The organism is Lacihabitans soyangensis, assembly GCF_024343775.1.
Lineage (GTDB): Bacteria > Bacteroidota > Bacteroidia > Cytophagales > Spirosomataceae > Leadbetterella > Leadbetterella soyangensis.
Genome location: NZ_RJUF01000005.1, coordinates 26,423 through 45,532 on the forward strand (window position 1 = coordinate 26,423; position 19,110 = coordinate 45,532).

The 19,110-nt window shown below is 37.9% G+C and carries 17 protein-coding genes; 6 read left to right on the plus strand and 11 right to left on the minus strand.

The window, feature by feature from the left end; genetic code table 11:
• Positions 1 to 76 precede the first annotated feature (76 nt).
• The 4 genes from EGI31_RS03555 to EGI31_RS03570 are packed head-to-tail and all read right to left on the minus strand — an operon-like array spanning position 77 to position 3,987.
• Complete coding sequence (locus EGI31_RS03555; protein WP_255035777.1) at positions 77 to 1,636, minus strand: hypothetical protein; 1,560 nt, start codon at positions 1,634 to 1,636, stop codon at positions 77 to 79.
• Positions 1,609 to 3,126: a hypothetical protein gene (locus EGI31_RS03560; protein WP_255035778.1), complete on the minus strand. Its 1,518-nt coding sequence runs from the start codon at positions 3,124 to 3,126 to the stop codon at positions 1,609 to 1,611. Before EGI31_RS03560 ends, EGI31_RS03555 begins: the two co-directional genes overlap by 28 nt.
• Positions 3,116 to 3,526 carry an EVE domain-containing protein gene (locus EGI31_RS03565; RefSeq protein ID WP_255035779.1) on the minus strand — a complete coding sequence of 137 codons (411 nt, stop codon included), beginning with the start codon at positions 3,524 to 3,526 and terminating at the stop codon, positions 3,116 to 3,118. Before EGI31_RS03565 ends, EGI31_RS03560 begins: the two co-directional genes overlap by 11 nt.
• An 11-nt stretch (positions 3,527 to 3,537) precedes the next feature.
• A complete protein-coding gene (locus tag EGI31_RS03570; RefSeq protein ID WP_374760675.1) occupies positions 3,538 to 3,987 on the minus strand; it encodes a DUF2452 domain-containing protein in 450 nt (149 codons plus the stop codon).
• Positions 3,988 to 4,162: 175 nt separating this feature from the next.
• Here EGI31_RS03570 and EGI31_RS03575 point away from each other — a divergent pair, with 175 nt between their 5' ends.
• From EGI31_RS03575 to EGI31_RS03585, 3 genes are read left to right on the plus strand one after another with little or no spacing between them, the layout of a single operon-like run.
• Positions 4,163 to 4,621: a QcrA and Rieske domain-containing protein gene (locus tag EGI31_RS03575; RefSeq protein ID WP_255035780.1), complete on the plus strand. Its 459-nt coding sequence runs from the start codon at positions 4,163 to 4,165 to the stop codon at positions 4,619 to 4,621.
• A gap of 3 nt (positions 4,622 to 4,624) precedes the next feature.
• Positions 4,625 to 5,680 carry an AMP-binding protein gene (locus tag EGI31_RS03580; RefSeq protein WP_255035781.1) on the plus strand — a complete coding sequence of 352 codons (1,056 nt, stop codon included), beginning with the start codon at positions 4,625 to 4,627 and terminating at the stop codon, positions 5,678 to 5,680.
• On the plus strand, positions 5,661 to 6,368 hold the full coding sequence (locus EGI31_RS03585) for a hypothetical protein (protein ID WP_255035782.1): 708 nt from the start codon (positions 5,661 to 5,663) through the stop codon (positions 6,366 to 6,368). Before EGI31_RS03580 ends, EGI31_RS03585 begins: the two co-directional genes overlap by 20 nt.
• On the opposite strand, the gene EGI31_RS03590 is transcribed toward EGI31_RS03585, so the two are convergent.
• The 6 genes from EGI31_RS03590 to EGI31_RS03615 form a co-directional block, all read right to left on the minus strand.
• Complete coding sequence (locus EGI31_RS03590) at positions 6,346 to 7,215, minus strand: helix-turn-helix domain-containing protein (protein ID WP_255035783.1); 870 nt, start codon at positions 7,213 to 7,215, stop codon at positions 6,346 to 6,348. The genes EGI31_RS03585 and EGI31_RS03590 overlap by 23 nt on opposite strands.
• Positions 7,216 to 7,277: 62 nt before the next feature.
• A complete protein-coding gene (hslV, locus tag EGI31_RS03595) occupies positions 7,278 to 7,814 on the minus strand; it encodes an ATP-dependent protease subunit HslV (RefSeq protein WP_255035784.1) in 537 nt (178 codons plus the stop codon).
• Between the two features lie 64 nt (positions 7,815 to 7,878).
• Positions 7,879 to 9,519 carry a dihydrolipoyl dehydrogenase family protein gene (locus EGI31_RS03600; protein ID WP_255035785.1) on the minus strand — a complete coding sequence of 547 codons (1,641 nt, stop codon included), beginning with the start codon at positions 9,517 to 9,519 and terminating at the stop codon, positions 7,879 to 7,881.
• Positions 9,520 to 9,720: 201 nt separating this feature from the next.
• Positions 9,721 to 11,511: a translation elongation factor 4 gene (lepA, locus tag EGI31_RS03605; RefSeq protein ID WP_255035786.1), complete on the minus strand. Its 1,791-nt coding sequence runs from the start codon at positions 11,509 to 11,511 to the stop codon at positions 9,721 to 9,723.
• A gap of 103 nt (positions 11,512 to 11,614) precedes the next feature.
• Positions 11,615 to 13,087 (minus strand): capsule assembly Wzi family protein, encoded by a 1,473-nt coding sequence (locus EGI31_RS03610; RefSeq protein WP_255035787.1) that lies wholly within the window; start codon positions 13,085 to 13,087, stop codon positions 11,615 to 11,617.
• Positions 13,088 to 13,158: 71 nt separating this feature from the next.
• The gene (locus EGI31_RS03615) at positions 13,159 to 14,406 is read right to left on the minus strand and encodes a DUF819 family protein (protein ID WP_255035788.1); all 1,248 of its coding nucleotides are present in this window, start codon (positions 14,404 to 14,406) and stop codon (positions 13,159 to 13,161) included.
• A 572-nt stretch (positions 14,407 to 14,978) separates the two neighbouring features.
• Here EGI31_RS03615 and EGI31_RS03620 point away from each other — a divergent pair.
• Both EGI31_RS03620 and EGI31_RS03625 read left to right on the plus strand, forming a co-directional pair.
• The gene (locus tag EGI31_RS03620) at positions 14,979 to 15,440 is read left to right on the plus strand and encodes an Lrp/AsnC ligand binding domain-containing protein (protein ID WP_255035789.1); all 462 of its coding nucleotides are present in this window, start codon (positions 14,979 to 14,981) and stop codon (positions 15,438 to 15,440) included.
• A 1-nt stretch (position 15,441) separates the two neighbouring features.
• Positions 15,442 to 16,251 carry an N-acetylmuramoyl-L-alanine amidase-like domain-containing protein gene (locus EGI31_RS03625; protein ID WP_255035790.1) on the plus strand — a complete coding sequence of 270 codons (810 nt, stop codon included), beginning with the start codon at positions 15,442 to 15,444 and terminating at the stop codon, positions 16,249 to 16,251.
• Here the strand turns inward: EGI31_RS03625 and EGI31_RS03630 are convergent.
• Complete coding sequence (locus tag EGI31_RS03630) at positions 16,248 to 17,783, minus strand: S8 family serine peptidase (RefSeq protein WP_255035791.1); 1,536 nt, start codon at positions 17,781 to 17,783, stop codon at positions 16,248 to 16,250. The genes EGI31_RS03625 and EGI31_RS03630 overlap by 4 nt on opposite strands.
• A gap of 44 nt (positions 17,784 to 17,827) precedes the next feature.
• On the opposite strand from EGI31_RS03630, the gene EGI31_RS03635 reads away from it, so the two are divergent.
• Entirely contained in the window at positions 17,828 to 19,102 is a 1,275-nt protein-coding gene (locus EGI31_RS03635; protein WP_255035792.1) for an aminopeptidase P family protein, read from the plus strand.
• The last annotated feature ends 8 nt before the right edge of the window (positions 19,103 to 19,110 follow it).

Below are 19,110 nucleotides of genomic sequence, written 5' to 3' on the forward strand. Positions count from 1 at the left end.
AAAAATCCGAATTTTTTAACAAAATGGGAAGTAAATGCCTGCAAACTTTCAATAAAACTGCAATAAGGGGTAAGAATCAATTTTGACTGTAAGAACCCGAGGCTATTTTGGTAATGTATATGGTTTTACGGACTTGGGTGAAAGTCGGACTTTGCTTCTTTTTACGCTTTCTCTCCTTGACCTTTTCACCATTTGGAAGTTTGAGAACCTCCAACTTATTCTTTGAGCCATTGGCAATGAAATAATTATCATACCAAAATTTTACTTCTTGAAACGCAGGCAAAAAAGATTGATTGGCAGCAGAGGGTTCTTCGTCTGACAATTTATACAAAATAGGTTTTGTACCAATATTAAAGTTTTTTGTGGCCAGATTTCCTCTCACGCAATATGCCACCGAACCTGCACTATTGAAACTTAGTGGCTGCTTGATTTGTGGACTCATTTGTTTGATATCTATTCTATTCGAAAAAACTTTTCCGGTGCTCATCTGCACATTGGCAATAAAGCCAACGGCATAATTATAACCAGAGAAAACAGTTTGGGTTCTTGTATTAGACCTTCCAAAACCAGGATTTCTGGTTGGAGAAAAATTATCATAAGGATTATAAACTTGCTGCGAAACCGTCTTGTATTCTGGTTTATAAAAAGCCCCACCCATTGTCAAACTTTGGTTACTAAAAATGGGTTCATGCATTAGAAAGGTATATTCCTTCAGGACTTTCTGGAGTTCGGCTTCAGGAATTTCAGACTGAACTTGCAGCAAATCATTATAAGACTTAAAGGTAATATTGGAGACATTTTTCTTATAATCAGGCAAATAAAACATACCCCTTTGTCCGGTCTTTGATTGATAAGTACCGACAATAACCCTAGAATCATCGGCCATTAGAACACTTTTGGCAGTCATTGGAAAATTCCCTGATTTTTGAGAAATCTTACTGGCTTCCAAAACATTGGCAGCAGTATCAAACACCGAAACATTCATAAAGGCATCTTTAATAAATTCTCCTTTCTTCTTTTTGGCATTGACATACCCTATTTCCTTAACAGACCAAATACTGTGAATTTTGCCCGTTTTTTCGTCAAAAATCATTTCTTGCAAAGCCACTTTACCCTTAATATCGAGCTGAATCATTTTTCCTTCTTCACTCTCAAAATCAAAAGTATAGAAAGCCGCACCTTCTTTGGTGGCACCGGCAAGCATCACCTTATTCTTCAAAAAAACATAGTTCTGATCATCAAAAAAATCTCGGAGTTCGAAACCTCGGTTTTTAAAAGCACCAGTCGCCAAATCAAAAATCAGTACTTGGTAGTACATTCCGCTGGTTTCCCTAAAAAGAAAAGTGATTTGTTCTTGATCAAAAGTGTAGGCCGTAGGAGCTCGTTCGACATCCAAAAAAACATCTGATTCCCATTTTTTTTGCAAATCCCCATCGTACATCACTGCTTTGGCTTTTGCTTGATCGGTTTTAATAAAAAGCATCAGACCATTTTTGCCAATCGGAATAACATTTTGCCAAGACGGCTTTCCTACTACCTCCAATTCAACGCTTTGGATTATCTGAGCTGTCAGATTCGTTGAAATCAAAATAAAGAGCAATACAAGTCTCACTGGGCTATTTTTTGGATAAAACATGTTTGCTTGAAATTCGAGTCGTTGTTTTTGATAATTCCCCAATTGAAGAAATAGTTATCGTACCAGTGTTCAAAATTTTCGAATTCCGATTTTCTACTTTTTTGAAATATCTCTGGGCTATTTTTTTCAAATGACTCATTTTGAAGCATTTCACCAGTATTTGTAAACTCTTTGATGTTGAGTTTTTCAGCATTGGTGTAAGACAGAAACGTATTCTTGCCAGCCTGACTAACCTTTATGTGTGGTCGGAGCTCATAATATTTCAGGTTTTTGTATTGAACAGAGTTGTCCCATTTCAGGTCACCGTTGCCATCAATGGCTATTACCACACCCTCGATGTATTTAAAGCCGTCGAAAATGGAAGAATTCCGATTACGAAAACCCCACATAGACGGACTGTTCATCCAATAATAATTATTGATATACTGCCTGCCCCAAACCGAAGTTGGGTAGAAAAACGGGCTGCTGTACAAGGGTGAGTTCAAAGAATTGTTTCGGAATTCTGGCACAAAAACCTCCGAGGAAATCAACAAATCTTCACCTGAAGGAATGAGTTCATTGATATGTAAACGGTAATTGAAGTTATATTCAGAACCTTTTTCTTTTTTTCTTTTAACCTGTTTTTCGAGTTTCTCTTTCTGACGCTCGTTTAGAAATCCAAAAAAGTTCTTAAACTTATCAAAACTATAATACTTAATATTCTTTAATTGGTCCAAATCAGCCACATAGATCCCTTGTGAGCTTTGTGAACCATCGCTATTGGCTTTCCCTATTCCGTAGTTTCCGACTAGCAATCTTTTATTTTTAGAGTTAAAAAATTTGGCAGAAAGAAAAGTGTAAGGCTCTGCTGCTAAAATCGGCATAGATTTCTTTATTTTTCCTGAGAAAAAATATTCCCTGAAAAATATCTGCGTGCTTTTTTTCTGTTTGTTCAGAAAAGCTATAACCAATCCGTCGTTGCTCAAATCCACAGACTGAATCAGCGTCTCGCCTTTCAGATTACTCGAATAGTATTTGGGAGCATTGGACTCACTTTCGATAAATATCAAAAAAGGCTCATTTTTGACAGAACCACCCAGGCATACCCCAGCATCAGATGCCACAAAATGGCTCAAGGCAAAACCGTTAACTGTTTTTATGGTAGACTTTTGCACAGCCGCAAACGAAGTAGAAATCTTAAGAAGCTGATAATTTATAGAGTTTTTTTGCTCAAGAAGAAGATATAAAAACTTACCATCATAAAACTCATCCAGAAAATTCACTCGGTTTGAGATGTCTGTCTCGACCTCCCAGGCCATATGGAGGTCTTTGTCAATCTTCTTTATTTTTAAAAGTCCGGCATTTGATTTATCCAATAAAACGAGGCCGTTTTGTTTCAAATTTACAATCCTGACTTGGTTGTTGGCTCCTTGAATGCCAATCTGAACCATATTTTGGGCTTTTGTACCCAGAAAACAAAAAACAAAAAATACAAAAAGTTTAAATTTCATTTGCTAATTCCATGATTCTATCGAATTCCTCAACCTTGACCGGCACCACCGAAAGTCTCGAGAGTTTCACCATGGCCATGTTTTGAAGAATCGGATCTGTTTTAATTGTCTTTAAAGAGACAGGTTTCGGTAGTTTTTCAACTGGCACCAAATCCACCACAACCCATCTTGGGTCATCAGCGGTTGGGTCAGGGTAATGTTCTTTAACCACTTTGGCTATACCGACTATCTCCAAACCTTCGTTTGAATGATAAAAAAGCACCAAGTCGCCCTCTTTCATTGCTACAAGGTTTAGCCTTGCCGCATAATTCCTGACTCCGTCCCACATATCTCCGCCTTTACTAACGAAAAAGTCCCAAGAAAATTTAAACGGCTCCGATTTTACCAACCAATAATTCATAAATACCACTATTATAATTCTACATCAATTTCTTCTTCATTCATAAATTCCACTTTCCAGGTATGGTCAGCCAATAGATAAACCTTTGCCAAAAACCTCGTAAAAGGAAATTTCCTACCCCACTCATTCTGCCCAACCATAGAGAGGACGTCGCCACCATCCGGCCGCTCGTAGAGATAATAGGTATGATTGATGATAGGCTCGAAACTCATTTGAGCATCATATATACGTTCAGAAATTTCTATACGATTGTTAATTTCTTGAGCTTGCTTGCCCAAAAGCTCTATCTGTCTATAAATTTTATGCAAAGAATCTTGCGTCTGTTGACGCATGGCCATTTGGGCCTTTCCCTTTACTTTGCCCATGTCTTCTGGCCTGATAACTGCAGAACCAGCAGTATGTGCATACCCTATCAAACCTGGGTTTCTCGAAACATTTTTTTTGTCTAAAGCGTCGCTCACAATTAATTTTTTATTGGGTAAACCGTATTAAAATAGAAATGTTTTCTTTCGTAAAAATAAGAAATCTTTGTCGAACGTTAAAAACAATGATATCAAAAGAATATTTCAACCATAAAAGGTCGATTTACGTATCCTATATTTTATCTTTACAAAATCTTAAAATTTATCAATAACAATGACGAACAACTCAACTATCGACAGAAAAGACTTCCTCAAACAAGTAGGAATGGGATTTGGAGCTATAATGCTCATGAACTGCCTTCAAAGTTGCTCAGAAACTGAAATACCAGATCCAAACCCAATGCCAAACACCGGTAAATTAGATTTTTCAATAGATATTACAGCGTCTGGTAATACTGCATTGCAAACCAAAGGTGGTTTTTTGGTAGTTTCAGACAAAAAAGTAATCATAGCGAGAACTTTGGCCGATCAGTGGATAGCCGTTTCATCGGCCTGTACTCACCAAGGTACCACTATTAATTACAGAGCTAACTCAAATGATTTCTTATGTCCAAACCATCAATCTACTTTTAGTGCAACAGGTGCGGTTACAAAATCTCCAGCGTCCTCGCCGCTTACCAAATACAATGTAACCTTCTCTGCCAACACTAACACCATTCGCGTGTTTGAATAAAATATGCTATATTTTTCTAAAGAAGGTGAACTGATAAATACTGAAAATGGCAATTTGTATTATAAAAAAGCCATGCAGATACTGGACGATTGGAATTTCGGCAAGACTGAATTTGAAATAAAAACAAGCGGTTCTACCGGAATTCCAAAAACCATACAACTTAAAAGAGAATTAATAAAGGCCTCTGTAGAAATGACCCAAGAGGCATTTGGCCTATACGATGGTCACCTGTTTTTTTGCTGCCTAAATATCGAAAACATTGCTGGTTTGATGATGCTCCTGCGTTCACAACAGCTGAAAGGCGAGTTAATGTTGGTAGAACCCAGCTCTGACCCCTTAGAAAAACTTGGAAATCTGGATTATCTCTTCTCGGACAACCGAGGTCGGAATGTCTTCGCATTTGTGCCTCTGCAACTGCAAAAGCTATTAGAAAATGAAAAGTACATCCAAATTCTAAAAACAGCAAAAACAATTTTGGTTGGTGGAGCAGCCATGAATGCCGAACTAAAAGCAAAAATTGCAGAATTATACTTGCCAGTTTATGAAACCTATGGCATGACCGAAACTATCAGCCACATTGCCATAAAAAACATTCGTTTGGAAGAAGATGCCTTTAAAACTTTGGAAGGTGTTGAGATTAAGCTTAACGATTCAGGGTGTTTAATGATTAAAGCCCCCACAACGAACTTCGAATGGATAAGCACCAACGACATTGTGGAAATCATTGACAGTAAAACCTTTAGACTTATCGGTAGATTCGACAATATCATCAATAGTGGTGGCGTAAAGATTCAACTAGAAGAAGTTGAAAGGAAAATAGAGGAGAATCTTAAGATAGGAAACAGGTATTTTTGTTACGGAATGCCAGACGAAAAACTGGGTCAAAAGTTGGTTCTGATTGTAGAATCCAAAGAAATGTCGATTTCTAAAGAGCAATTGTCGACTATATTGAGTAAATTTGAGGTTCCAAAAGAAATTTATTTTGTAGAGAAATTCTCGGAAACCTCCTCTTCAAAAGTTGACAAACGCAAAACCATAGATGAAATCCTTAATTCTTAGATTCCAAACCTCAGCACTGATCCCGGCCCCTTACGCCCATGCTATTGAAGTTACTTTCTCGTTGGCTCAGAAAAATTTGGAGTATAAGTTTGAGCTTGAATACCTTGATAGAGACCAGTTAACCAAGGAGGAAATATTGGATGAGGGTTTTTCGATGGAAGATAACCTCACCCTTTCGGGTCAATTGCCCACAGTTTGGAAAGAACAATTGGAAAATTTGGTACTTAAAACCGAAAAAACTTATCCGCAAGAGTTAGAAGACGACCAAGAATTTTGGGATTTAGAAATCGGTAAGGAGAACTTTTATCCTAAGAACACCAAACACTGGAAAGAGTTTATAGAAGAACTACAACAAGCTGTAATTGAGCAAAATAAACTAGAAAACCCGCTTCAAATTACCATAATAAGAGCCGATAACCAGACTCAAAAAGAATACAAAATCGAGGGAAATTTTGAGCACAAATCGCTGACAATTGAAAGTTCAGAGAAACAGTCCCAACTGCCTTGGACTAAACTGAAGCCTTTGTTGAGAGACTTTTATTCGGCAGAGTTTGACTACGAAAAAGCCACTGAAAAGCTACCAAAAAAGACAGGTTTGTTCCTAAACTTTGGAGATGAATATTGGTTTGAATTGGGGAAATCTTATTTGACAAAACCTTCAAAAATTACTTCTTGGCTCGAAAACTAAGAAGAAAATCAAGTTCCGTTTTTAGACTATCTACCTTATCTTGAATACTTTCCAAAGAAATATCTGGTAAAGGCATGGCCTTGCTGATGTAACTTATTGGCTTCCAAATTTCTTTTATTTCAGAAGCTTTTATTTCCTGACTTTGGGTATTGGCTTTGTCTGAACTCGTCAACAAGACACCTTTGATATGAATCTGATTATATAATCTTCTGTACTTAAATCCATATAATCTACTAATGAGCAAGTGATTTTCACCTTCGACTATTTGGTTAAAATCCGATACTTTTTCAGCTATGAGAATACAGTTTTCTAAAGGAAAATCAACAGGAGCATCAAAGGCTCGTAGATTTTCTTGCGTAAAAAAGGGCAAACTGATAGAAGGCAAATTCTCAGCAAATTGCTCAAAGGTTTCCCCGCTCAGGTACTTTTCAAAAAGATTGGCATTTATGTATTTTATTCCCTTCTCTTTTGCTGGAAATGTACTAACAGAAACCGACTTAACCGGCTCAAAAAGTGAAGGTTGCACACTTGGAATTTCCCTGTTTGTATGTTGAAATGCCGTACGTTTCTCTATCGGGAATGGAGCCTCTTCTTTACTATCAGAATTAAAAGAACCTGCATCAGGCCTTTTATTAAACTCTCTCTCGTAGGAATAATTAATGAGTTGATCCAGAGTTATTCCAAAAACTCTTGAAATCTTATTCAAGTTTTCGGCTGGCGGAACAGCCCTATTCTCTTCATAGGCCCCAATTAATGAACGTTTTATACCCAAAACCTCGGCAAACTTCTCCTGGGTCATTCCCATTCGTTTGCGTAAAACTTTGATATTTTCGTTAACTAAAGGCATTTAAAAAGAATAATATTCAAATATAATTGTATTAAAAGCAACTGAAAGTATTTTGCTAAAATTTATATCGTTTCTATAACCAAATTGTGATTGGTATAAATACAAATATCCGCAGCAATGGTCAAACCTTCTTTCACCATTTCCTCCGCGGTTAAATGGGTGGCATGTTTTTTCAAAGCTAAGGCTGCAGACTGTGCATACATGCTTCCAGAACCTATAGCGGCCACATTGTTGTCAGGCTCTAATACGTCGCCAGTGCCAGATATTATCAACATCTCCTCGGCGTTGGCCACGATCATCATGGCTTCCAATCTACGCAAATATCGGTCTGTTCTCCAGTCTTTGGCCAATTCTATGGCCGCACGCTTCATGTTGCCCCCATAGCTGTTTATTTTCTCCTCAAATTTCTCAATTAGCGTAAACGCATCGGCTGTAGAACCAGCAAAGCCTGCCAAAATTTTACCACCAACCAATCTTCTGATTTTCTTTACATTAGACTTGGCCACGGTATTGCCCATAGTTGCTTGTCCGTCTGCTCCCAAGGCAATTTTGCCATTGTGCAGAATTCCCAAGACGGTTGTCGATTTAATTTTTTCCATTGTTTATAAAAAAATAAATCCCTCCGAAATAGATGCGAAGGGATTCAATTTATTTCGTTTTGTATTAAACCAAAAGTTTGTAAGGTTGCTCCAAAAGCTCTTTAAGCGTCACTAAAAATGCTGCTCCTGTGGCTCCATCTACCACTCTGTGGTCACAAGTCAAAGTTACCTTCATTACATTGGTAGCATAAAACTGTCCGTTTTTCACTGCCACCGTTTCTTTAATTCCTCCTACAGAAAGAATACACGATTCATTTTTCGGATTGTTAATAATTGAGGTAAATTGTTCAATTCCAAACATGCCTAAGTTACTTACGGTAAAGGTATTACCTTCCCAATCAGCAGGTTGCAATTTGCCATTCTTTGCTTTTCCACCCAGATCTTTGGTAGTGGCTGCCAACACAGACAAAGGCAAGGTATCAGCGAAACGAATCACTGGTACGATTAAACCTTCAGGAATAGCCACTGCCATACCGATGTGTACATGGTTATTTTTACGAATACTATCTCCTCTCCATGATGAGTTCACGTTTGGATGTTTTTTCAAAGCAACTCCACAAGCTTTCAATACCATGTCGTTGAATGATATCTTCACTGGTGATGACTCGTTCATGATTCCTCGTGCTTCGATAGACTTGTCCATGTTGATTTCCATGGTTAGAGAAAAATCAACCGCTGTAGATTGAGAATCGGCCAAACTTCTGGCGATTGCCTTACGCATTTGTGTAAGACCTGTTTCCTCAAAGCTTTCAACACCTGAACTAGTCGGTACCGGAGCACCAGTTGATGCAGCAGCCTGAGGTTTAGCAGAAGGAACATATCCATCCACGTCAGCTTTTACTATTCTACCGCCTTCACCCGAACCTTTAATGTCACCTATATTGATGCCTTTTTCTTTGGCCAAACTTTTTGCCAAAGGAGATGCAAGAATTCTTCCGTCTGAATTTTGAGTTTCAACAACTGGTGCTGAAACAGGTGCTACCACCGGAGCTGGAGTACTGATGGCAGGAGCAGCGGCAACTTTCGGAGCCTCTGGTGCGGGTGCGGCCACAGTGGCTTTGGGAGTACTTTGGGCTTTTATCAAAGTTTCAAAATCAGCACCTTCCTCGCCTATGACAGCAATTACTGAGTTTACTGGAGCTGCTTCACCTTCTTTGACACCTATATATAACAATTTACCATCCTCATAAGCTTCTATTTCCATGGTAGCTTTGTCGGTTTCTATCTCGGCCAACATATCGCCAGATTTTATAGAATCACCCACTTTTTTCAACCATTTGTGAATCACACCTTCAGTCATGGTATCACTCAAAAGTGGCATTTGCACAACGGTGGCTTTTATATTAGAAGTATCAATGACTGCAACCGCAGCTGGAGTAGCAACTTCAACCACTGGAGCAGCTTCAACCGCCGCAGGGGTAGCAACAGGGGCCGAACCTCCGCTAAGAAGGGCTTGGTAATCCTCACCAGGGGCACCTATAACCGCTATTACAGCGTCAATCGGCACCGCCTTACCTTTTTCAACTCCAATATACAATATCGTACCATCGTAGTAAGACTCCATGTCCATGGTGGCTTTGTCAGTTTCTACTTCCGCCAAAATATCACCTGATTTTACGACATCACCCACTTTGACATTCCATGCGGCTATTACGCCTTCTTCCATGGTATCACTCATTTTGGGCATTCTAATAACTTCTGCCATATTTATTATTTTTTTGCTTAGAATTAAATGCTTTAGGCTAAAATTGATTTTCGTCTCAAAGTTCCCTAAAAACTTTTTTATATTTTAATATTCTATCCTATTTTATTCTGAAATAATGCTCTAAAAAACTACAGAACAATATTCCGCAGAATCAACCGCCATAATATTGACTATTACAATCAAGTCGGGTTGAATTTATGCCTACTGATTAATTTTCAAAACAGCCATAAATGCCTCTTGAGGAACTTCCACAGAACCAATTTGACGCATTCTCTTCTTACCCTTTTTCTGTTTTTCTAACAATTTACGCTTTCTACTGATGTCACCTCCATAACATTTGGCTGTAACATCTTTCCTCATAGCCTTCACAGTTTCTCTTGCGATGATTTTCGCTCCAATAGCTGCCTGAATGGCGATTTCGAACTGTTGACGCGGCAAAAGCTCTTTTAATTTTTCACACAATTTTTTGCCCCAATCATAGGCCTTGTCTCTATGGACAATAGCCGAAAGTGCATCCACAGGGTCACCGTTTAGTAGAACATCCAATTTGACCAATGCAGATTCTCTGTAGCCAATTAGTGAATAATCTAAAGAAGCGTATCCACGAGAAATTGTTTTTAATCTATCAAAAAAGTCAAATACAACCTCCGAAAGTGGCATATCAAAAGTCAATTCAACCCTAGTTGCAGTCAGATAAACTTGGTTTTTAACCTCTCCTCTTTTGTCCATACAAAGCTTCATAATCGGTCCGACATAATCTGAAGCCGTAATAATTTGAGCCTTGATGTAGGGTTCCTCTATAGAAACTACCAAGTTTGGATCAGGCATTTCTGAAGGGGCAGACACCTGAAGAACCTCACCTTTTCTGGTTTTTACTGTGAATCTTACCGATGGAACCGTAGTGATTACCGTCATGTCGAATTCTCTCTCCAGACGCTCTTGCACAATTTCCATGTGTAGCATTCCTAAGAAACCACATCTGAAACCAAAACCGAGTGCAGCAGAGGTCTCTGGCTCCCAAATAAGTGAAGCGTCGTTGAGTTGAAGTTTCTCCATCGACTCTCTAAGCTCCTCAAAGTCAGTAGTATCTACAGGATAAATACCCGCAAAAACCATTGGCTTCACCTCTTCAAATCCTTGGATTTCTTCGGTAGAAGGTCTGTCGACATGTGTAATGGTATCTCCAACCTTTACTTCTTTGGCTACTTTAATACCAGAAATCAGGTATCCAACATCTCCACACTCAACCACATCCTTGGGTTGTTTTTTTAGTTTCAAACTACCGATTTCATCAGCAATATATTCTTTCCCAGTGGCAACAAACTTAACTTTGTCTCCCTTGCGGATAGTACCATTTTTTACTCTAAAAATAACCTCAATACCTCTATAAGAGTTAAAAACCGAGTCGAAAATCAAACCCTGTAGTTCGGCTTTTGGATCACCCACTGGAGCTGGAACTCTTTCAATAATGGCCGTAAGGATGTCATCTATACCGATACCCTCTTTGGCACTGGCTAAAACTATACCGTCTGGATCAATTCCAATAAGGTCAACAATTTGATCTTTAACTTCCTCAATCATGGCACCTGGCAAATCAATTTTATTGATTACCGGAATAATCTCCAAGTTATGCTCAAGAGCCAAAAAAAGATTGGAAATCGTCTGAGCTTCAATACCTTGTGCTGCATCTACAATCAAAAGTGCTCCTTCGCATGCAGCAATTGATCGCGATACCTCATAACTAAAGTCGACATGACCTGGGGTGTCAATAAGGTTAAGTGTGTATTTTTCTCCCTTGAAAATATAGTCCATCTGAATAGCGTGGCTCTTGATGGTGATACCTCTTTCTCTTTCAAGATCCATGTCATCCAACAACTGAGCCTGCATTTCTCGTGCTGTAACCGTGCCTGTAAATTCTAACAATCGGTCAGCAAGTGTGCTTTTTCCGTGATCAATATGGGCTATTATACAAAAATTACGAATATTTTTCACAAAAAATTATTTAATCCAAACAATGAAATTGAGGTGCAAAAATAGCACAAAAAAGCAGAAATTCGGTGGAAAAAATTAATATATTTTACGAAAAAACCAACAATTACCAGATCTTTTTGAAGGACACAAATGCACCGTAATTGTCATAGATAAGGTCGCCTTGCTCAATACCAACGCCGACGTTGATAATTCCCTTAAGTTTTGGGGCAGGAATGGCGGCCTTGGTGGCAATAGAAAACTGATCGGCCTTTAGGGGATTATTACCCGTACCATAATTTCTACTAAAAGACATTCTTGACTCTAAGAGAATGGTATTCAGCTTATTGGACATTCCAATATAACCAGCTTTTATGTTGTTATTGTTGGCGTAAAGTTGTATTAGTCCATTATCCTTGTTCTCATAACGAATATCGGGATTGGGAATCAAAAACGGCGAACCAATAGTAAGTCCATTGTAAGACCAGCCCTCAAAGTACTGACCATGATTAAAATAGAAGTTTTGATTTCTCCCGTAATGTTTACCCTGAAAACCAATTAGACGAAGAAAACCCGACCTATAGAGGCCTTGATTGGTGGTTTGCAGAAACTCAAAAACTACCTTATTGATTTTACTTTCGGGTTTGAGCGAAGATATTGAAATACCGTACAGTCCGTCGTCAATATTCGTAAGACTACTAAAGGTCTGGCCAGTTTCAAAAATAATTTGCTTGTAGAAAAGCATTTTTAGTTTCTTCAGAATGAGTTCTCCACCCATATCTATTTGTCCCAAATGATTACCGTAACGGTTTTCATAATCATAAGGGCTGGTATTGGGATTTACCAAAGAATCCTTGGAGGGGTTAGTAAAGGGCAACAAAATATTTCTGTATACATACCATCCTGTTGGGAATTTGCCATTGACATAGCGGGTATCCCAGTCTGGAATCCCGTACTTTGGAGTCCCTCCCCATTGGGCATGATGAAGTATGCCTCCGTAAAGTTTAACTTTGGAATTTGGCCTACCTATTCTGCCATAAAGGCTTTTTTGGTGCAAATAATAACCTCTTACACTGGTCTGATTGCCAAACCACGCATGTGAGAAATGGCCCTTAAAACTCAAAAAGGGAAACAAGACTTTGGTGTATTCAGGCACTGAGAGCTGTATTTCTGGTAATGGCAGTGCATTTCCCGACCATGTTATGGAACCACTGCTGAGGGTCGAATCTACCAAACCGTGCACTTGCTTTCTACGCCCAACCGTAAGGGCAAATTTCTTATAATCAACACGATAGAAGGCTTCTGGAATTATAATTTTTGCCTGTGAACCCACAAACAGCACCATATCAAAACAATAGGAAGTTTTAAAATTGGCTTTACTCGTGTCTTTTCGTGATTCTAAATTTTGCCTAAACAAAACCGTATTATCAGTATTGGGAAATGCTCCGAATTGATTACTTCTCAGCCAAAAAGGAATTGTGTTATTGATAGAGTAGAACCCGCCCAACTCCACCGAATATTTGGCTTTTTGTTTTTTTTGAGCAAAAAGAGTTCCAGTACACCAAAAGGTGCAAAGTATTAGAAGTATGATTCTCAGCAAATTCTTAATCATTTGATACCGAATAAACATAATGATCGGCAGCCTAAATTAACGCAAAAACCAAGCCAAATTTATGACAAAACCCAGTGCATCAAAAGTGCCGTTAAATATCCACCGTAAGTACCTATAGCATAGCCTAAGACCGCAAAAATAACTCCAATGGGAACCAAGGAAGGATGAAAAGCTCCAGCAACAACCGAGGCCGAGGCCGCACCACCAATGTTGGCTTGTGAACCAACCGCAAGCATAAAGAAAGGTGCTTTCAATAATTTACTAGCTAGCACCACAAAAAGGACATGGATAAGAATCCAAATAATGCCGACCAGAAAAAGCCATTTATTGTCAGCTACGGCCGAAAGATCCATTTGCATGCCAATAGAAGCCACCAAAATGTATAGAAAAAGCGAGCCAAGCTTGGAAGCTCCGACATATTCTAACTCTCTCAGTTTTGTCCTTGAAGCTATTATTCCGAATATAGTTATAAAAAACACCACCCAAAAGAAATTTGAAGTCAGACTGAATTTCTCCAAATGTGCATAATTTTCTTTCACGAAAGGAGTAATTATTTCAGACAAATAATAAGAAATGCCCGTAAAAATAAAAGCAACTGCTACAAGTTTAAGATAATCATCAAAGGCTGGAATCCTCTCCTTTTGATTCTTCAATTCAGTGATTTTTTCTTTCATTTCTTCTACAACCGCATTGTCAGCTCCCAACCAAGTGTTAATTTTAGCATTATTAACTACACCAACAAGTAGCAAAGCCAGCCAAGTTTCGGCCACCAACACATCTACAGCCACACATTGAGAAAAAACATATGCACTTGGCTGAAGTATTTCCTTCAAAGCAGTCTGATTGGCTCCGCCCCCAATCCAACTTCCTGCAATTGTGCCCAATCCTCGCCAAACCTCGTTTTCGGTACCCATGTAAAAAACCTCCGGCTTAAAACTGCTCACGATTTTAACAGCCAACGGTCCACCGATTATCACGCCTAAAGTTCCCGCCAAAAAAACCAAAAGGGCTTTCAAGCCAAGCTTTTTGAGCATTCCTAGGTCTAAACTAAGCGTAAACAATAACAAACAAGCGGGTAATAAATATTTAGAGACAAAAGGATAAACTCCTGAACTTTCTCCTGAAATAATGCCAAAGGTATTAAGCACTCCAGGCAAAAAATAGCACAATAATATGGGTGGAAAAATTTTAAATAAACCTTGTATGAGCTTGTTTGGCGACTTGGCCAGCTGAAAAATAAAAAGCAAAAGTGCGAAAAGAATGGCGGCCACAACGGCATCGTTGGTAAAAATGGGCTCGGGTTTCATAGGATGATTTTTGGTCAAATATACATATTCTAAAATGCCCTAAAAACAAAACACACAATCTACAAGGTGAGACTGTGTGTCGCAATTACACTTCATCAACAAACTAAAAACCAAATAATATTTTTGTTAAAATATTTTTCTGTAACAAATATGCAAAAAAAAGGGCATGAAAAAAATAATTCAAACATTTTTCTTTCTCACGCCCTTTGCATGGCTGTAGGAGGGGGAGTCGAACCGCCCACGATGCAGTTAGCCAAAGAGCAAAATTTGGTGGTCAACCCCAGTCGGAACTGAAAAAACCCGTTCGGCTTTACTCTACGTTTATCCTGTAACCATCACCCCCGAGACAGGAGGGCACGGCTGCCAATTTCGTCATCCTACAGTATTATTAAGAACTAAATTGTTTTCGCCTCTCTCTGAAAACATTACAAAGGTAATACCAATATTTGATTCAATAAAAATTATTTATCATTTTATTCAAAATTTATCATTTCATTTATTATTTTTGACATATAACTAAATATTATTTAGAAACAATAAGATAACTATCGTTTTAACTAAACATTTTTTAGATGTTAAAAGAAAATATTGACGAAATAGACCTAAAGATTCTTAGAATATTAATAGAAGACGCCAAAGTTTCATATGGCGAAATAGGTGAAAAAGTGTTTCTGTCGCCCGGGGCGGTGCATACACGGGTAAAAAAAATGGAAACCACTGGGATAATTACGGGTAGTAGCATCAGTGTAGACACCAAAAAACTAGGCTGGGACATAGCGGCTTTTCTTGGAATTTACCTCGAAAAAAGTGAGCAGTATGACGACGTAGCCGCACAACTAAAAATAATTCCAGAGATAGTGAGTATCAATTACACCACCGGAAATTACAGTATCTTTGTGAAATTAATGTGCCGTGACACCGCTCATTTGAGGAATGTTTTGCACGATAAAATACAAAAAGTACAAGGAATTCAACGAACCGAGACCTTTATTTCGTTAGAAGAAAGTCTCTCCAGAACAGCACCAATTATTTAAAATGAAACCGTTTTTACTGATCTTAATCTTCTTTTTCTCAGGACTTAGCTCATTTGCTCAGTTTAATCAAAAACTGGTGGAAGAAAAACTAAAACTACCTCAAAAGACGAGCATCGATGAAACAATTCTACAGATTGGGCAAACTTTTCTTGGTTTACCTTATGAAGGCGGCACGCTCGAAGGCCCAGAAGAAAAACTGATCTGCAAACTCGATGCATTTGATTGTTACACTTTTGTCGAAAATGTATTGGCCATCAGCTTGGCTAAGCATTCTGAAAAACCCACTTTTGAAAACTACATGAAGATTTTGCAAAACTTAAGATACCGAAATAGCAAAATTGATGGTTACGGTTCACGGATACATTACTTTACGGATTGGGCAAAAACTGCAGAAAAGAATAACATCCTGAAAGATCTAAGTCCGATTTTAGGCATGAAAATGGACAAAACCATAAATTTCATGAGCCAGCATAGAAATCTTTACCCATCCTTTGCAACAGACGATAAAGTACTGTTCGACATAGTGTTAATGGAAAAAAACCTAGCAAAAAAAGCCCTATATCACATCAAAAAAGAAGATTTTAATACCTACGAACCAGCCATAAAAAATGGAGACATTGTAGCATTTACAAGCACAGTGGCTGGTCTAGACGTAAATCACGAAGGATTTGCGATAAGGAAAAACGGCAAATTGTACTTAATGCATGCTTCCATAGAAAAGAAAAAGGTAATTATCTCGGAGGAAACGCTTCAGCAATATTTGATGAGAATTAAAAAGCATGCTGGAGTGATAGTTCTAAGGGTCAATTAATTTCTCCAAATAATTTCAATTAACTTATCTTTAAAAACCACTGTCGTTTGATTGACATTTCCAACCCTTTCAATCTCCAACCTTCCTTTTAAAGCCTGACGAATTTCCTGAGAAATAACATTTTGTTTATCCTTTTTGTGAAAAATCACAATCCCCTCTTTCTCAGTCGTTTTAATGACCACACTTTTTCTAACTTTTTTGGTTTCTATTTTCTTAGAAAGCATGCTCTTGTTTTCCAATTGATAAACAATCTTTTCACAATCTGGTAATCCATATCCCACAAAATTATTTGGTGATGTGGCCAAACTTCCTGAAAGCCTCAAAATTTCTTTAACCTCTGCTGGCTTAAGGTTTGGTTTCTTTTCGAGCATTAAGGCCACTATTCCGGTCACGATTGGTGCGGCTAGTGAAGTTCCATATTCGGAGTAAACCGTCAAATCAGGCTTTATAAAATTCACAAAATCAACGCCTTTACTACTATAGGCCATTCGCATCCCATTATTATCATTGGCACCGACACTTATTACTTCCTCCACATCGCCAGGTGTAGACACCACACCACCCCAAGTTTTATTCTCACCCTCGTTGCCAGCCGAAACCACCAAAATCATCCCCTTTTCGTTGACCGCCATTTTAGCTCCTTGGGCTATCAGACTCGTTTTGCCGTCCATTTGCTCAGGCTTATAACTTTCCGAAGGATTTGTAAAACCAGTGGCATAGCCTAAAGAAGAATTCGCCAACCTAACACCCAAACTATCCAGCCACTCTATGGCCGCAATCCAATTATCCTCTTCAATTCTAGACTCCCTTTGTGAGGATTCTGTGCGTGCGAAGTAGAAATTAGATTTTAGACCTAAACCAAAAAGTTGCTTTTTCTCAGAATTGAAACCTGCAATGGCTGTCGTTACCAAACTGCCATGAATTTCTCCGTCAGATTTTTTATCTCCATAAAAATCTACTTTTGGTGGACTAAAAAAATCCTTGACGTTTTTAACTTTGTTGTAATCAAACAAATGATGAAGATTCGGATCATTTGGTGCGTCAAAAAAACCACCATCTATCACACCGATGTCCACTCCTTGCCCCATCCATCCTTTTTTTATAAAAGCCCCCGCATTGATTTGATGCAAAGGATAAGAAAGATAAATTCCGTCAAAAGTAGGAGTTTTATTTAAAGCTAAATTTTGATAAGTAGTAATTCTTCGAATTTCTTTTACAAATGGATAATGACCTATCTTAATTATTTCATCATCAGACAAATAAACCGAAATGGCATTAAACCAACGACTGGTATTTTGTACCCTAAAACCTGCATCAGAAAGCACCTTGACCTCTTTATGAAAAGGTCCGAAATCAGATTCTTGAAATATTGCTAAGCCGAGACTTTCCATATTTTTATACGTTTTGTTTGAAACTGGTTGATGTTGAGACAAATCTCTTTCTTTAAAAAACACCCAATACTTTTCCTGGGCATGAGAAACAGCAAATGCCAAAACTAAAAAAAACAAAATTATACCTTTCAAACTATTCAATTGGGCCTATTTTTTATATTATTGCAAATATAATCTGAAATAAAATGAGGTACGAAAAAATCGCAAATAGCTTTTACATAGAAAACCGGAAGAAGTTTGCAGATAAAATCTTACCCAATTCTGTAGCTGTATTTTCGACCAATGATCCATTACCCACCAACGCTGACGGCACTTTTGGATTTATTCAAAACAGTACATTCTTTTATTTGACAGGAATTGACCAAGAGGATGGTTATTTGATTATCGACAAACGCAAAACTCCTCACCAAGAAATACTTTTTGTAAGAGAAACCAACGAAAAAATACGAGTTTGGGAAGGCGAAATGCTTTCCAAAGAAGAAGCCAGCGAGATTTCAGGAATTGAAAACGTAGAATGGAGTTCAGAGTTTTGGAAAAAAGTAGAACACAATTTAAATAATTGCCTAAATATTTACACGCACATAGATTTAAGTCAAGGAAAAGGAACAGCCTTCAGGTCAAGAGAAAAATATCTGACTACACTTTTGAAAAGAAAATTTCAGAATAAAAATTTTATTAATTCATCAGAAATAATTGACAATCTGAGAGTTATTAAGCATCCTTTAGAAATAATTCAAATTATAAAAGCAATCGAAATTACCAATGCGGGATTTGAAAGAGGTGCGAAATTTCTAAAAAGTGGTATTTTTGAATTTGAACTAGAAGCAGAAATCAGTCACGAGTTTTTTAAGCGAAGGTCAAGAAATCATGCTTTTCAAGCCATAATGGCATCTGGTAAAAATGCTTGTGTGTTGCATTATATCACCAACAATGAGATTTGCAAAAATGGAGACTTGATCCTGATGGATTTCGGAGCGGAATATGGCAATTATAAAGCTGATATGACCAGAACCTTGCCCATAAATGGTAAATTTTCTGAGAGACAAGCCGAAGTTTACCAATCTGTTTTGGATGTTATGCAAGCCATTAAAAAACAAATGGTGGTGGGAAACACTATTGACGATTTAAAAAAAGAAACCCAGAACTTGATTGGAAAAGAACTCATAAAACTTGGACTTTGCTCTGCATCTAAACTAAAAAATGAGCCAAAAACTATTCTCAAATATTTTCCACATGGTGTTTCACATCATTTGGGCTTAGATGTTCACGATGTTGGAGATAGAAAAAGACCTCTGGAAGCCGGAATGTTGCTAACTTTGGAGCCAGGAATATATATCCAAGAGGAAAATCTCGGAATCAGGTTAGAAAATGATGTTTTGATTACCGAAAATGGAAATGAAGATTTGATGGAAGGAATTCCTTTGGAAATAGTAGAAATAGAAAATTTAATGAAAAAATAAAGTTTAGC